At 51.3% G+C, this 15,461-nt stretch carries 11 protein-coding genes; 9 read left to right on the forward strand and 2 right to left on the reverse strand.

Annotated elements, in window-relative coordinates; translation table 11 throughout:
• Positions 1–70: 70 nt before the first annotated feature.
• Positions 71–982 carry a diacylglycerol/lipid kinase family protein gene (locus AB9R92_RS12055; RefSeq protein WP_370669680.1) on the reverse strand — a complete coding sequence of 304 codons (912 nt, stop codon included), beginning with the start codon at positions 980–982 and terminating at the stop codon, positions 71–73.
• Between the two features lie 94 nt (positions 983–1,076).
• Between AB9R92_RS12055 and AB9R92_RS12060 the strand changes: the two genes are divergently transcribed.
• The 5 genes from AB9R92_RS12060 (at position 1,077) to AB9R92_RS12080 (ending at position 7,076) form a co-directional block, all read left to right on the forward strand.
• Positions 1,077–2,255, forward strand: coding sequence for an alanyl-tRNA editing protein (locus AB9R92_RS12060; RefSeq protein ID WP_370669681.1), 1,179 nt, complete (start codon positions 1,077–1,079; stop codon positions 2,253–2,255).
• Positions 2,256–2,326: 71 nt separating this feature from the next.
• Entirely contained in the window at positions 2,327–4,465 is a 2,139-nt protein-coding gene (locus tag AB9R92_RS12065; RefSeq protein ID WP_370669682.1) for a beta-propeller domain-containing protein, read from the forward strand.
• 145 nt (positions 4,466–4,610) lie between these two features.
• Positions 4,611–5,750, forward strand: a complete 1,140-nt coding sequence (locus tag AB9R92_RS12070) for a zinc-dependent alcohol dehydrogenase (RefSeq protein WP_370669683.1) — start codon at positions 4,611–4,613, stop codon at positions 5,748–5,750.
• A 90-nt stretch (positions 5,751–5,840) separates the two neighbouring features.
• Positions 5,841–6,596, forward strand: coding sequence for a threonine/serine exporter family protein (locus tag AB9R92_RS12075; RefSeq protein ID WP_121298505.1), 756 nt, complete (start codon positions 5,841–5,843; stop codon positions 6,594–6,596).
• Positions 6,597–6,608: 12 nt separating this feature from the next.
• Positions 6,609–7,076 (forward strand): threonine/serine exporter family protein, encoded by a 468-nt coding sequence (locus tag AB9R92_RS12080; RefSeq protein ID WP_370669684.1) that lies wholly within the window; start codon positions 6,609–6,611, stop codon positions 7,074–7,076.
• Between the two features lie 438 nt (positions 7,077–7,514).
• Here the strand turns inward: AB9R92_RS12080 and AB9R92_RS12085 are convergent, their stop codons facing one another.
• On the reverse strand, positions 7,515–9,521 hold the full coding sequence (locus tag AB9R92_RS12085; protein ID WP_370669685.1) for a sensor domain-containing protein: 2,007 nt from the start codon (positions 9,519–9,521) through the stop codon (positions 7,515–7,517).
• Positions 9,522–9,789: 268 nt separating this feature from the next.
• Between AB9R92_RS12085 and AB9R92_RS12090 the strand changes: the two genes are divergently transcribed.
• The 4 genes from AB9R92_RS12090 to AB9R92_RS12105 all read left to right on the forward strand — a co-directional run bounded on the left by AB9R92_RS12090 (position 9,790) and on the right by AB9R92_RS12105 (position 15,419).
• Positions 9,790–10,701, forward strand: coding sequence for a DMT family transporter (locus AB9R92_RS12090; protein WP_370669686.1), 912 nt, complete (start codon positions 9,790–9,792; stop codon positions 10,699–10,701).
• Between the two features lie 178 nt (positions 10,702–10,879).
• Positions 10,880–12,604, forward strand: coding sequence for an ABC transporter ATP-binding protein (locus AB9R92_RS12095; RefSeq protein WP_370669687.1), 1,725 nt, complete (start codon positions 10,880–10,882; stop codon positions 12,602–12,604).
• On the forward strand, positions 12,597–14,420 hold the full coding sequence (locus tag AB9R92_RS12100; RefSeq protein WP_370669688.1) for an ABC transporter ATP-binding protein: 1,824 nt from the start codon (positions 12,597–12,599) through the stop codon (positions 14,418–14,420). The genes AB9R92_RS12095 and AB9R92_RS12100 overlap by 8 nt, the downstream gene beginning before the upstream one ends.
• 108 nt (positions 14,421–14,528) lie before the next feature.
• Positions 14,529–15,419 carry a GNAT family N-acetyltransferase gene (locus tag AB9R92_RS12105; protein ID WP_370669689.1) on the forward strand — a complete coding sequence of 297 codons (891 nt, stop codon included), beginning with the start codon at positions 14,529–14,531 and terminating at the stop codon, positions 15,417–15,419.
• Positions 15,420–15,461: the final 42 nt, after the last annotated feature.

Below are 15,461 nucleotides of genomic sequence, written 5' to 3' on the forward strand. Positions count from 1 at the left end.
TCGGCACAACTAAAAAAGAGCGGGCACAGCGCCCGCTCCTTCGCCTGCCGGTTAGCAGCCGGCAGTTTTTTTACGTGAAAATATCTTCTTCGTTCGGCACAAGCAAATTGAGCTTTCCCGGTTGAACACGGATCGAGGCCGGCGTCTTCATGTAGATTTCGCCGTCGGTGTCGATATCCATCGGGGCGTCTGTGCGAATGTCGATTTCGCGGCCCTGCAGGTGAATGATGTGCTCGAGGTCCTCTGCAGTCAGGTTTGGTTTGGATAATGAAAACCATTCCCGGATGGCGGCGAATGAGGAGCTTTGGATGATGAAGATATCCAATAGCCCATCGGCCGGGTCGATGCTTTGCATCGGAAACAGATGCGTGCCGATGGACTTGCCGTTCATGGCCAAAACCAAAACGGCTTGTTCTTCATATTCCTGTCCGTCAATCGATATCGCTACATTAAATGGTTCTGCTTGCCTCATCGTCTGCATTGCACTCATGAAATAGCTCAGCTTTCCATAGCGTTCCTTCAGATCGGGATCGATATTGAAGGAAGCGTCTGTAATTAAGCCAATGCCTGCAAAGTTCAAAAACGTTCCCTCGTTGATGGTGGCCGTGTCGACTTGCTGCAGATTGCCTTGGCTCAAGCTTTTCGCTGCCTCGTCCAGGTACAGGGGGATATTCATCGTGCGCGCAAAATCGTTGCACGTTCCGCTCGGCAAAATTCCGAGTGGCGGCGGATTGTCGATTGAGCTGAGTGCATGTGCAGCCAGATGGACTGTACCGTCGCCGCCTGCGACAAATAACGCGTCGGCGCGCCCTGCGGCAGAACGGCAGACCGATTCCAGTTCTTCCGGGGAATCGGTCTTGATCAGTTCCAGTGTCTTCGACGCTGCGGCGAGTTGCGGAACGGCCAAGCCCATAACCGCATCTAGCGTGGACGCACCTGCCTCTGCATTATACAATAATACGGAATGCGTGAATCCGGCCATGCGTAAGTCCTCCATTCTTTATCATTACTCAACCATTCCACTAATGGAGGGCGAGTAAACGCATCCGGGGAATTCCGTAAAAAGGAGTGCTCATATGACAAAAAAATTATATTACGACGATCCCTATATAAAGGAAATAATGGTTCAAGTGGCCGAATCGGCAAGTGATGAAAGAGGGTACTATGTAGTTCTCGACCAGACCTGCTTTTATCCGGAAGGGGGCGGACAGCCAGCAGACCACGGAATGATCGGAGCGGCCGCAGTGCAAGATGTGCAGAATCATGACGGGGAAGTGCGCCATTACCTGGACTGCAAGCTGGAGCCTGGCGAATACGAAGCGGTGCTCGATTGGCACAGAAGGTGGGATCATATGCAACAGCATGCCGGGCAGCATCTTTTGAGCGCGTTGTTAGAAGATCGCCATGGTTACCGAACTACCAGTTTCCATCTCGGGCAAGAGCGGGTGTCGATCGATTTGCATCAAGCATCCATTGGCCGAGAAACTTTGCGGCAAGTGGAACTAGAAGCCAATCGGATCATTAGCCGGCATTTGCCGATCCGCACGCGTTTCGTAAATGAACAGCAACTTGAGACATTGGATCTCCGCAAGCCGCCCGCTGTCATGGGCGACATCCGCCTGGTGGAAATGGAAGGCATCGATTTGAATGCCTGCGGCGGCACACATCCTGACAATACGGCGGGCATCGGGCTGTTGAAAATTATCGGCACGGAAAAAGCGAAAGGCGGCACGCGGCTCTATTTTCTATGCGGTGAGCGCGCCCTTGAATATTTCGGCAAGTTGAGCGACACAGGCGATGCGTTAATCGGAAAACTGAATGCCCCGCTTGCAGAACTGGTGCAGGCTGCAGATGTTTTGCTGTCAGAAAAAATTGCAGCCGACAAGGAAATTGTGGAATTGAAAAAACAACTTCTGCTAGTTGAAGCAAAAGCCCTGTCCCCGGAAGAGGGCGTCCTAGTCCGGAATTTCGGCGACCGGCCAGTCAAGGAATTGCAGCAACTGGCCCGACTGGCAACTGAAGAATACCCGTCTGCCTGTGTATTGCTTGCGGCAGAGACAGAAAGCCGGATTCGATTGGTATGTGCCCGGGGCGATGAATCTTCTGCCGACATGCGGGATACCTTGAAGCGCTTGCTGGCTGAGACAGACGGTAAAGGCGGCGGTACCGCTGCACTTGCGCAAGGGGGCGGCAGTACAGAAGCGCCGTTCGAACGCTTCCAGGAAATCTTCAACGAAATTCATGCGACTGGCTGAACCTATCTTGTAACTTTTTAGAGGGGGGAAGGGTCTAATGGATAAATGGCATGGGAAAGGTCGTGGTTTTCGTGAAATGGAGCAGAGCTTGGTGGATAGCGGTGATTCTCTTGGTGTTTTCCGGCGCAGCGTTTGTGGTGCTGACGGAAAATGTGGCCATCAGCGGTTCGTCCACAGCCCTATCGGAATCAGGGTGGCGGGCGAATTTTTCAGCGCCGCTGGATCCCAATGCGATTGAGAAAGGAGCCGTTTATCTCACGGACGCAGATGGCCGAAAGCTTGATCTGGATATGCGCCTTGCGAATGGCGGCCGGACGCTTGAAGTTCCGGACATCGCTAGCGGAGATTACACGCTTCATGTTACCAAATCCGCCTTATCGAGCAGCTTCTTGAAAACCCTGTCGACAAACCAGCTCGAGTTCACGATACAAGACGAAGTCCAGAATCTGGCTGGGGAAGAAGAGCTGCGCACTTATTTCGCCCGCTTGCTGAAGCTCCAAAAAGATAACCCGTTCTATCGCGGCTTCGGCGAAGGGGTGGATGAAGCGGAAGACAGCGCCTCGGGCGAAGCGGGCGGAATGGGAGGCGGAGACCATTCGACAACCAATAACCAAGTCGAAGGCATCGATGAAGGGGATATTGTGCAAACGGATGGTGACTATCTTTATTCTGTCAACGAGTCGCGCGTTATGATCTCGGATGTCAGGGATCCCGAAAATATGGCTCTTGCGACAGTACTGGAGTTTGACGGAGAGACGTATCCAGAGGAATTATTTTTATCGGACGACACGCTTATTGTCATTTCAAGCCGCTTTTCGCTCATGGAAACCGAAGGAGAAGCGGAAATGGGGAGTTTCATGCCTTATTCAGGAATGACCGTCGTCTCGCTTTATGATATAGCTTCGCCCGACAATCCGGAGCTGATCCGCGAATTCGGCAACGAAGGCACATTCAATAATGCAAGGCTATCAGGCGGCATCTTGCATTATGTCAGCAATGTGTTTCCGAATTACTGGATATTGGAGGAGCAGCCGGATGTTGAGCTGCGGCCAAGGCTATTCGATTCCGCACAAGGCGGAGAGCTTGAACCCTTGCCTTACGAAGACTTGACCATCTTGCCCGGGACGATGGAAGGGAGCTACAGCGTCATCGCCTCCATCAGCTTAGAAGCCCCTGAGTCCAATGAAATTTCCACAAAAGGCTTTTTGGGCGGCAATGAACAGCTGTACATGAACGAGCAGCATCTTTATTTGACTGCTTCCGCTTTCGAGACGGCTGAAGGGGAGTTTGAAGACACGGCGCTTTGGGTCCCGCAACAAGCGGATACGGAAATCTTCAAATTCGGCTTGGACGGAGTCGCGGTGGAGTTTATCGCTTCGGCTCGCGTGCAAGGCTCCCTGTTGAACCAGTTTTCGATGGATGAATTCGAAGGCCATTTCCGTTTGGCGACAACAGAAGGCGTCGCTTGGGCACCGGCTTCCGAACCGAAAAACCATCTATTCATTTTAAACGAACAATTGGAGCAGGTCGGTTCGGTGGAAAACTTGGCGCCGAGTGAACGCATTTATTCGGTCCGCTTTATCGGCAGCAAAGCCTATATGGTGACGTTCCGTGAGACCGATCCGCTGTTTGCGATCGATGTCTCAGATCCTGCCGCGCCAGAAATATTGGGGGAATTAAAGATTCCAGGATTCTCCAATTACTTGCATCCGCTTGATGACAAGCATTTAATCGGTTTCGGCTACGACACAAAAATCGAACCAGTCAAGGGGGGCGGTGAGCCGCGCATCGTGACCGGCGGGATGAAGATTTCATTATTTGATGTCAGCGATATGAGTGACCCGAAAGAAACCGATACGGAAATCATTGGCGGCCCGGGCACTTATTCCGCTTTGCAGTACGACCACAAGGCTTTGTTCCGTCATGAAGCACAAAGCTTATTCGGCTTTCCGGTATCGATTTACACTGGAGACGGAACTGAGTACATTGAATTTCAGGCAGAGGGGGCGTTGATTTACTCGATCACGCCTGAAGGCATCGAGCTATCAGCCGATTTGACCCGTCCCTCAGGCCAGCCTTATGAAGACTGGAATGCATCGGTCCAGCGCCTGGCTTATGCAAAAGACGCTATGTATACAGTGGCGAATGCAGAAGTCCGAAGCTACCGCTTGTCCGATTTTGAACCACTAGGCATTTTGCCGCTGCAATAAACATGATGGACAGGAGCGAATCTCTTTTAAAGAGATCCGCTCTTTGTCGTTTCCGGCCTGAGCAGTATTTAAAATGTACGTTTGTACTTACAGAAAGAGGGAATAACAAAAGTATTCTGACATCAGTAACATAGGAGGGAAAAATATGAAGGCAGTAACGTTTCAAGGAACGAAAGACATGCAAGTCAAAGAAGTCAAAGACCCGGAACTCCAGAAACGTGACGACATCATCGTAAAAATAACTTCCACCGCTATTTGCGGAACAGATTTGCACATTTATCAAGGGGCATTGCCCACTACCAAGAATACCGTCATCGGCCATGAACCGATGGGCATCGTAGAAGAAGCGGGTCCGGATGTCACCAAAGTGAAAAAAGGCGACCGCATCGTACTCCCATTTAATGTGAGTTGTGGCCATTGCTTTTATTGCTCACATGAAATGGAAAGCCAATGCGACAACTCAAATGGCAACCCCCATTTCGATACGGGCGCCTATTTCGGTTTGACGGAGCGTTATGGCGATTATTCAGGAGGGCAGGCTGAATATTTGCGCGTACCGTATGCTAATTTCATGCCATTGGTTATCCCGGAGTCTTCGGAGCTCGAAGACGAGCAGGTCTTGTTCTTGTCAGATGTACTGCCGACAGCTTGGTGGAGCGTCGAGAACGCAGGCGTAAAAGAAGGCGACACGGTCGTCGTACTCGGCTGTGGGCCGATTGGGCTCATGACCCAGAAGTTTGCCTGGATGAAAGGGGCAGCACGCGTCATTGCGGTAGATGAATTGCCATACCGCATGGAAAAAGCGAGAAAAATGAATAATGTGGAAATCGTCGACTTCAGCCAGCATGACAATACAGGGGCGCTGATCCATGAAATCACTAAAGGCGGCGCGCGTGTCGTCATTGATTGTGTAGGGATGGACGGGAAAAAATCGACTGCCGAAGCTGTTCAGCAGAAATTGATGCTGCAAGGCGGGACGCTAAGTGCAATCGATATCGCGAAAGATGCCGTCAGCAAATTCGGGACCATCCAATTGACGGGCGTCTACGGATTGACTTACAACCAATTCCCGCTCGGCAACCTGTTCGAGCGCAACGTGACGATGAAGATGGGGCAAGCGCCGGTCATCCATCTGATGCCGATGCTCCTCGACAAGATCGAAAAAGGCGAGTTCGATCCGCGCGAGATCATCTCCCACATCGTGCCGCTCGAACAAGCGAGTGAAGCGTACCGGATATTCAACGACCACGAAGACGAATGCACCAAAGTCATTTTAAAACCATAAAGATGCCGATGAAACGCTCCGGTAACCGGAGCGTTTTAATTTTGCCTTGCCTGCGGTATGATGGTACAGAAGAAAAAGGGGGAAGACCAGATGGCCGAAATATCGGAAGTCAGAAGAGAACTTGCGCTGGATTGTTTTCTCTTGGCCGGAAAAGTCATGATGGAGAGCGGCGCGGAGACTTACCGGGTGGAAGATACGATGATCCGGATGGCGGTTTCGCAAAATATGATGGACTCCCATTGCTTTGTGACTCCAGCGGGCATCATGTTTTCCCCGAGCAATGATTTACCGACGCGCTTTGTCCGCATCCATGGGCGGCGTACCGACCTCGAACGGGTAGCACGCGTCAATGCCGTCTCGAGGCGTCTCGTTGCAGGCCAGCTGACTTTGCAGCAGGCGTATGAAGAAATGACGGAAATCGAAAAAAACCATTACCTGTTCCCTTTATGGCTGCAAGTCCTTGCAGCTGCGGTTGCCAGTGCCTGCTTCCTGATTTTGATGGGCGGGGGCTGGGCGGACATTCCGTTCGCGTTCCTGATCGGTGGAATCGGCTTTTACATTGTGGAAATGGTGCTTGTAAAAACGAGGGTCAAGTTTTTCGCGGAATTCATTGGAGCGGTCGCCATCGGTACTTTGGCGGTGCTCGTAGTATACAGCGGCTTCGGAAACGATCCCGATACGATCATCATCGGTTCGGTCATGCCGCTCGTGCCCGGTTTGCTGATCACCAACGCAGTGCGCGACATGATGGCCGGTCATTTTGTGTCCGGGCTATCGATGGGTGCAGAAGCTTTTCTGACGGCATTCGCCATCGGGGCCGGCATCGCCATCGTATTGTCATTTTAAGGAGGAGATCGAATGAACTGGCCTTTGGAGGCATTTCTAAGTTTTTTGGCAGCCGGCGCATTCGGCATCATTTTCAATATCCCAAAGAAGACACTGATCAGTTGCGGCCTTGTCGGGATGAGCGGCTGGCTTTTCTACCGGAGCTATTTCCTCATGTTCGATGATCCGATCCAAGCGACATTCATCGGTGCTTTCATTGTTGCAATCGTTGCGCACATCTTGGCAAAAATCTTTAAAATGCCGATGATCATTTTCAGTGTCGCCGGCATCATTCCGCTCGTTCCCGGAAGCCGGGCATACAATGCGATGCGCAATATCGTGGAGAACGATTACATGGAAGCGGTCGACTTCGCTGTGCAGGCGTTGATGATTTCGGGCGCCATCGCCATGGGGTTGGTATTCGCAGAAGTGCTCATGCAATTGTATTTCAAGTATCAGGCACGACGGACTCAGAAAAAAATGGGCTTCACCCAGGAATAATTCATAAAACAACGGGCTGCCAGCTTTGCGGGCGGTCTTTTTTTGTGAAAAATAATGTACGAAGAACCTTGAACGAACGCCTCAATCCGACGTTAACCCCGGGAAGCGATTCCCCAGCTAGCCGGCAACTGACTATAGAAGCAGATCTATCTAATCATGCTCGACACATTGAAGTTTCTCAGCCGTCCAGCGCCACGGGTGAGCCGACGCCATCGATAGAAAGCTTAATAAAAACATCGTGTACGCAGCCTTGCTCAACTTTCGCTACGCTCAAGCATCGCCAATTCATTGGCTTGCGGCCAAAGGCCAACCCAAAGCAGGGCAGCGAATACCTGAGTGATGCTATCTCCGATGATTTCAAATCTTTCTACCAAATCTCCAGTCCTAGCACATAAAAAATCCCCAAACCGCGGATTGTCCACAGTCTGGGGAGAGAGATTATTTTATCCATTTTTCGAGTTCCTGGGCGTTCATCGGACGGCTGATGATATAGCCTTGGATGCTATTGCAATCCATCACCCGAAGCAATTCCAGTTGCTCGTTCGTTTCGACGCCTTCAGCGATCACTTGGAAATCGAGCGATTTGCCGAACTGGATCATGCCGTTGATCATTTTCTGCATTTTTTCCTGCTTCGTAATCGATTGGATGATGGTCCGGTCGATCTTCAAAGAAGAAATTGGCAATAGCAGCATATAACGGAAAGATGCATAGCCTGTCCCGAAATCATCGAGTGCAAATTGCACCCCTTGCTGGTTCAGGCGGTTCATTTGCTGCATGATCGGCCGTTCCGCTTCCGCTTCAAGGGCAAACTTCTCCGTGATCTCGATCATGAGGGAATGGGGATCGCAATTATTCGCTTTTATTTGCTCGATCAGCATGCTCGCCATGTCCTTATCACGGAATTCGCGGATGGAGGAGTTGATGCTGATGCGCAAATTAATGCCTTTTGCTTTCCACTCTTTCAGCTGCATGCAGGCGGTCTCCAATACGAAACTGCCGATTTCATGGATCATGCCATTTTCTTCCGCAATCGGAATGAGTTCATCAGGCGTTACAACGCCAATTTCATCATCATTCCAACGGACGAGCGCTTCCACGCTTTCAACATTGCCGGTCGAAAGGTTGACTTGCGGCTGGTACAGCAATTGCAGGTTTTTTCGGTCCAGTGCATGGACAAGGCGTTTTTCAATGAGCGCTTTCCGGTTCAGGCGTTCGTGGTCGTCGGCCGTCAACGTGGAAATGGCACTGCCGCCGCGTTCTTTGACTTTCTTGATCGTCGCATAGGAAGCTTTGATCAAGTGGACGAAGCTTTGCTGGTCTTCCGGATATTTCGTGATAGCCCCGCTGACGGTCAAGGGAACTGCCGTGCCGCCGATATAGATTGGGTGCTGCTGCAAATAGGGCAGGAACCCTTCGATGAACCAGTTTGGCAAGGGCGTGATCAACGCAAATTCATGAAGCCCTGCGCGTGTAATCAATGAATCCGAGAAATACATGCGCAAGCGTTTCGTGAATTCGATGAGCAGTTCATTTTCCGTATCCGTATCCGATACGTCACGCAAGGTGTAGAACCGGTCGATGTCGAGGAACAGGAAAGAAAAATGGCGGCCTTCCTTGATATGTTCCGCGACAGCCTGTTCAAGGCGGTGGCGGTTTTCAAGCCCTGTAATCGGGTCGATAAATGCGATTTCCTCGAGGTGCTTTTGGGCATGCTTCGTTTCGGTGATGTCTTTTTCAAGGAAAATGTAATATGCATCTTCCGCCGATAATTGCATCGGAATCGCCGTCAAGTCGACCCAATAAGTATCGCCGTCTTTTGTTGCTTTTTTCGCTTCGCCGTTCCATACATGCCCATTTTTTAAGCTTTCCAGGATCGAATCGACAAACTCGAGGTCTTCTTCGCTGTCATGGAACATCTGCCATACAGGTTTGCCGAGTACGCGTTTTGGTGTCCACTTGCTGAGCTTCAGGAAATGGGGGTTTGCGTAAGTGACCAGGAACTCTTGGTCGAAATACGTCATCATGAACGAATCATCCAGCCCGTGGCGAAGGTGGCTTAGTTCCCTTGCGGCCGAGCCGGCGCTTACGCTATCATCGATTTCATAGATGGTCAGAAGAAAACGCTCGCCGTGCGATGTGAATGCTTTCGTGACGATCGTGGAATAGCTTTGCCCGCCGCTTCCAAGGCCAATTTCCATGTTTTCGAACCGTACCGGGTTTGTGCTTTCCAATAGCATTTCCCAAGGCTGCTTATGGAGTGCGGCTTGTTCTGGATTCATATAGGAAAAGGGTTGGCCTTTAGCGGTTTCCGTATTTAGTTGAAAGATGCGTTCGGCGTGCCCGTTGAACCAAGTGATGAGTCCTTCATGATCAAAAATGATGATGGGGAAGGGAATATGGTTATATGCTAGGGTTTGTGCCAAAAAATCCTGCTTTTCACTCATTAACTGACGCTCCTTAACCGTTTTGTACTTTCATTATAAAGAAGAAAAGGTCTTTCGTCACTACTTTACAAAAATATAACTCGGGAATTTTAGCACATAAATCATACTATCCTTTTTCACCCTCACATGAGAGAATAGGCATGATTCGGTTGAAAATAGAGGGAAACGACTAATTTGTCCCGATTACAAAGGCTTCAAACGATAAAAAGAGTTGGAATAGGCCAATTCGTCACGGGTTGGTTTTTTCATATGGAAGGAGTGCTGGCGAATGGAACGGCTAAAGGGAGTGTCCATGATACTGATAGGAGCGATGTTGTGGGGAGCGACCGGGCCGCTCATGGAATGGACGCTCGATGTCTACCCGATCACTGTGCCATTTCTATTGACCATCCGGCTCATTGTCGCGGGCATCGTGCTGTTGTTGTTCTTGAAAATGAAGAAGGTGAAAGTGACGTCGATTTTCCGGCAAAAGATATGGACGCGTCCTTTATTGATCTTTTCAGTGGCCGGCATGCTCGGCGTCCAATATAGTTTCGTTGCGGCAATCGATACAAGCAATGCCGTCTTTGCCACATTGATGCAGTTTCTTGCACCCGTCTATGTCATCGTCTTCATTTCGCTGCGCCTTCGCAAATGGCCGCCTGTCTATCAAGTGCTCGGCATGCTCGGCACACTCGCCGGCTTGTTTTTATTATTGACGGATGGGCGCTTGGATTCCCTGGTTATCAGCGGGGAAGCGCTGTTCTGGGGAGTTCTTGTCGGCTTGGCGTTCACGTTCTACACGCTGTATCCTGCACGGCTGATGCAGGAATGGGGCGTCTTGTTAGTCGTCGGCTGGTCGATGCTGTTCGGCGGGATCTTTCTCGGGCTCATCAACCCAATTTTCCTGTCGGATGAATGGGGGCTGTTGGCAGACCCGACGCTCATTTTGGCGATCATTGCGATTATCCTGGTCGGCACGATGGCGTTTGTTCTGTTCCTTAGCAGCATGCGATTCATCTCGCCGGTGGAGACGAGTATTTTGTCTGCGATGGAGCCATTGACGGCGATGGTCATCTCGCTTGTCTGGTTCGGCCATTTTCTTTCCCCGCTGCAAATCGGTGGTGCTTTTCTAATGTTGGTATTCGTTACTTGGCTATCGTTTGCCGGCAACAAAAAAACAGGGGAAGCAAGCTCGTGATCAAGGTTCTTTATAGGGGGCATGCAGCAAAACGCTGCGTGCTTTTTTTATTTTAAGCTCAACATCATCCTGTTTTAATGCATGACAAAAAAAGGGATATCCCTACCTGATATCTGAAAATTATGGCATACTAGTTTTAAATAAGGTTCGAGTTTCGAAATGTTCAGGAGGCACCTTTATGAAAACTGTTTTTTCTTATACCAAACCCTATTCATTTTTGATCGGCGTCGCCTTGTTCCTGATGCTCCTGGAGCTGGCCGTGGAGCTTTTGCAGCCATTGGTCATAGCGAGCATCATCGATGACGGCATCGTGGCAGGGGACCAGGACACGATCATTCGCCTAGGGCTTGTGCTCATGGGCTTGTCATTGATCGCTTTTTTATCGGGTGTCGTCAATTCGTATTTCGCTTCCCATGTCTCCCATAGCTTTTCATTTGATGTCAGGCGGGAAGTTTACGGGCGCGTCCAGTCGTTCTCGCTCGCGATGTTCAATAAATTTCCGGCATCAGGCCTCATCACGCGGCTGACGAGCGATGTTCAATTGATCCAGCAAGTGCTGTACATGAGCTTGCGCATCATGCTGCGCGCGCCGCTGCTCGTCATCGGCAGCATGGTCATGGCGTTTGTCGTCAATGCGCAATTGGCGATTTATTTGATCATTGTCTTCCCGATTTTGCTGGCGTTTTTATACGTCATGGTGAGAAAAGGCGTCGTCTATTTCAGTTTTGTGCAGCAGCGGCTTGATAAGGTCAACCGCATGGTGCAGGAAAACCTGCAGGCGGTCAGGCTGATCAAAGCATATTTGCGCGGCAAGTATGAAGCGAACCGCTTCTCGGAAGTGGCGGGTGCGCTTAAGACCGATACGGTCAAAGCGTTCCGGATCATGGAAATCATTTTGCCGATCCTGCTTTTCGGCATGAACGTGTCGCTTCTGGCGGTTATCTGGTTCGGGGCTTTTGAGATCCAGGGCGGCGATGCACAAATCGGTGAATTGGTCGCCATCGTCAATTACGCGATGCGCATGACGGGCGCATTTTCGATGTTTTCATTTATCATCATGGCCTTTGCGCGCGCCAAGGCATCCTCTGACCGCATCGAGGAAATCCTTTTGGCAGAGGATGGCGGCGAGGAATTGGATGGTGCGACTGTGCCGGTCGAAGAAGGGACCGTCCGTTTTGATGATGTTTCCTTTACGTATCCGGGTACTTCGAGAAGAGTGCTTCAACACATCAGCTTTGAGCTGGCGCCTCGTGAGAAGCTCGCCATTATGGGGGCGACGGGATCCGGCAAAACCTCGCTGTTGCAGCTGATTCCGAGATTCTACGAAGCGACAGAAGGAAGCGTATCGGTGCACGGCCGAGATGTTCGCGAGTGGAATCTTCAAGAACTGCGCAAGACGATCGGGCTCGTGCCCCAACAATCGATGCTCTTTACCGGCAGCATTTCCGATAACCTGTCGTGGGGCAAAGAACAGGCGGAGCTTCCGGAACTTACGGAAGCCGCGGAAAAAGCCCAGATTGACGAGACGATCCAGCGCTTCCCGAAAGGCTACGAAACGCGCGTTGGCCAAAAAGGCGTCAATTTATCCGGCGGCCAGAAGCAGCGCTTGTCGATCGCCAGGGCATTGGTCCGCAAACCGTCGATTTTAATTCTTGATGACAGCACAAGTGCGCTTGATGTGAAGACTGAATCTGCGCTGTGGGCGGAGCTCGACAAAGAACAAGCGACGACGCTGCTGGTCACGCAGAAAGTGCGGACGGCGATGCGCGCAGACCGCATCCTGCTATTGGAAGACGGCGTCGCATCGGCTTATGGTACACACGACGAACTATTGAATATGTCTCCTTTGTATCGTGAAATCGCACAGTCCCAGCAAGCAGAGGAGGTGGATGAATATGTTTGATGCAATTCGCCGGCCTTTTGGCTATGAGCCGGTATTGACGAAAGAAGATTTAAAGAAATCACCGGATAAGAAGAACGAACGCGCAAAAAACTGGAAATCCACCTTACTGCGGATCTGGAAGCTGGTGGACGAACAGCGTACGCTATTGATCGTGGTCCTTGCGCTTGTGTTCATCAGTTCCGCGATGGCACTGCTCGGTCCGTTTTTGATCGGTTATATCATCGATACGTATATTGTGCCAGGGGCATTCGAAGGCATGGGTTTGATCATCGGCTGGCTCATCATGGTCTATGTGCTCCATTCGGTTTCTCTCTACTTGCAGAACTATTGGATGGTCGGCATCGCCCAACAAGTCATCTATCAAATGCGCGCGGGGCTGTTTGGCCATTTGCAGCGCTTGCCGGTATCGTTTTTCGATAAGCGCCAGCACGGCGAATTGATGAGCCGTGTGACCAACGATATCGAAAACGTTTCATCGACGCTCAATACGTCGTTCATCCAGGTGTTCTCGAGTATCTTGACGCTGGTCGGGACGGCAGTGGTGATGGTGATGCTCAGCCCGATTCTCACCGTCCTGACATTCATCATCATCCCCCTTATGTACTGGTCGATTCGGTGGATTACCAAGCGCACGGGCCGTTTGTATAAAGAACAGCAAAAGGCGGTCGGTGATCTGAACGGCATGATCGAAGAAACCATTTCCGGGCAAAAGATCGTCAAAGCCTTTTCCCAGGAAGACCGCGTCATGGATGAGTTTCTTGTCAAAAGCGAACGCCTTCGCCGCACCGGTTTCTGGGCTTGGACATACGCCGGGTTCATTCCGAAAGTGATGAACTTCCTGAACAACGGCAGCTTCGCTCTTGTTGCAGGCATCGGTGGCTTGCTTGCTTTGAACGGTTCGGTCACAATCGGCGTAATCGTCATTTTCACCGAATATTCCCGCCAGTTTACGCGGCCATTGAACGATTTGGCAAACCAATTCAATACGGTGCTCTCGGCCATTGCGGGAGCGGAACGCGTCTTCGCCATTATGGACGAAGCGGAAGAAGCGGACGATACGAAAAACAATACCGAGAAGCGGCTTGAAGGAAAAGTTGAATTCGATAATGTATCGTTCAAATACGAAGGCGCGGAGGAAGAATGGACCATCCGCAATTTGAGCTTTACGGTGGAAACCGGGCAGACGGCGGCATTCGTCGGCGCGACGGGTGCCGGCAAAACGACGGTCATGCAGCTTTTGGCCAGGTTTTACGATGTCGATGAAGGCGAGATCCGCATCGATGGCACACCGATTGGTGAAATGCCGCGCGAAACTTTGCGCAAGCAGATTGCGTTCGTCTTGCAGGATCCTTTCCTGTTCGAAGCTTCAGTCAGCGACAACATCCGCTACGGCAAACTTGATGCGAGCGACGAAGAAGTGGTGGAAGCGGCGAAACAAGCCAATGCCCATGACTTTATCTCCAAACTCCCGGAAGGCTATGACACCGTGCTATCTGGTGACGGTTCGATGATCAGCCAAGGGCAGAAGCAACTGCTGTCGATCGCCCGGGCGCTTATCGCCGATCCGGTCATTTTGTTGCTGGATGAGGCGACAAGTTCGATCGACACCGTGACAGAGCTGAAGATCCAGGAAGCGCTCGAACGCCTTATGGAAGGGCGCACAAGTTTCGTCATCGCCCACCGTTTGAATACGGTGAGAAAGGCGGATTTCGTCTATGTCATGGAGCTCGGCAAACTGGTCGAAGCGGGCAGCCAGGCCGAATTGCTGGAAAAAGGCGGCTTGTATGCCACCATGCTGGCAGACGCCAAACTATAGCGAAACCTAAGCAGAAGTCGGGATCTTTCCCGCCTTCTGCTTTTTTAATGGAAATGACGAGGCAGCGGAAGAATTCTTAATTTCAGGAATCAGGTGGCGGCAAGCGCTTTGGGCGGTTATGATAAGAAGAAAAAGGAAGGCGGGATGGAAATGGAATTGTCCCTGTCGATTGCGTCGTTTCCGCTTGATGCGGAGACTGCCGGGGAAATGGAGCGGTTGATTGACGGCGAGCCGGAAGAATGCCGGACCCTGCTGCAGAATGAACTATGGCAAAAACCGTTTGCGAAAGGGTTCGCGGTGCTGGCCTATACCAATAGCGGGGAGCTGGTGGCCTGTGCGGCGGCGGCGGATCTGGTCGGTTTGCATCATTACGAATGGTCGGCGTTTGTCTCACCGGATTACCGCCGGCTTGGGCTGGCGACGGCCTTGGCTGACGGCGTGCAGCATTCACTCGAACAGCGGGGGGCGGAAAGCGAACTCGCGGCATTCACGGAACAGAGTGCATCGGATAGCTGGTTGAAAAGTCTTGGCTATCAATGTTCTTTTCAGGAATTGCAGTTTGAAGCGCAGCCGCTTTCAGCGTACCAATTTGCTGAGGCGGTTGATATCATCCCCTACGAAGATCAATATGCGGGCGAGTTGGCGGATCTTCTGCGCGAGGCATTTGATGAATCGGTCCTTCCGGTGCTCGAGCACAATTTGGAAGACCCGGAGCGCCACGTTTATTTGATGCGGCAGGAAGGCAAGCTCGTGGCGACGGCTACATTGAGCAGTGAAGATCAGGCGTTGTGGGTGACTGCGCTTGCGGTCGCGCCGGACATCCAGCGCTCAGGCTATGGCCAGGCATTCTTGAAGTGGGCACGGCATTTGGCGCATCAGAAAAAACTGGCGCGCGTGCTGGTCGAAGTGGAAACCGAAAATGCGGCGTGGCCGGTTTACGAGAAGGCGGGCTTTGCAAAGTTATCGACCATTTCCTATTGGCAGCGCGTGCTGCAATAAAAAAACGTCCAGCGGTAACCCGCCGGACAGTTATTTTTGGGG

The sequence above is a fragment of the Planococcus sp. SSTMD024 genome, assembly GCF_041320495.1.
Lineage (GTDB): Bacteria > Bacillota > Bacilli > Bacillales_A > Planococcaceae > Planococcus.

What these genes read in the sequence shown, in the direction of transcription:
- AB9R92_RS12075 (WP_121298505.1), top strand. Translation starts at nt 5,841, where the DNA reads ATGGCCGAAATATCGGAAGTCAGAAGAGAACTTGCGCTGGATTGTTTT.
- AB9R92_RS12090 (WP_370669686.1), top strand. Translation starts at nt 9,790, where the DNA reads ATGGAACGGCTAAAGGGAGTGTCCATGATACTGATAGGAGCGATGTTG.
- AB9R92_RS12080 (WP_370669684.1), top strand. Translation starts at nt 6,609, where the DNA reads ATGAACTGGCCTTTGGAGGCATTTCTAAGTTTTTTGGCAGCCGGCGCA.
- AB9R92_RS12095 (WP_370669687.1), top strand. Translation starts at nt 10,880, where the DNA reads ATGAAAACTGTTTTTTCTTATACCAAACCCTATTCATTTTTGATCGGC.
- AB9R92_RS12055 (WP_370669680.1), bottom strand. Translation starts at nt 982, where the DNA reads ATGGCCGGATTCACGCATTCCGTATTATTGTATAATGCAGAGGCAGGT.
- AB9R92_RS12060 (WP_370669681.1), top strand. Translation starts at nt 1,077, where the DNA reads ATGACAAAAAAATTATATTACGACGATCCCTATATAAAGGAAATAATG.
- AB9R92_RS12070 (WP_370669683.1), top strand. Translation starts at nt 4,611, where the DNA reads ATGAAGGCAGTAACGTTTCAAGGAACGAAAGACATGCAAGTCAAAGAA.
- AB9R92_RS12100 (WP_370669688.1), top strand. Translation starts at nt 12,597, where the DNA reads ATGTTTGATGCAATTCGCCGGCCTTTTGGCTATGAGCCGGTATTGACG.
- AB9R92_RS12085 (WP_370669685.1), bottom strand. Translation starts at nt 9,521, where the DNA reads ATGAGTGAAAAGCAGGATTTTTTGGCACAAACCCTAGCATATAACCAT.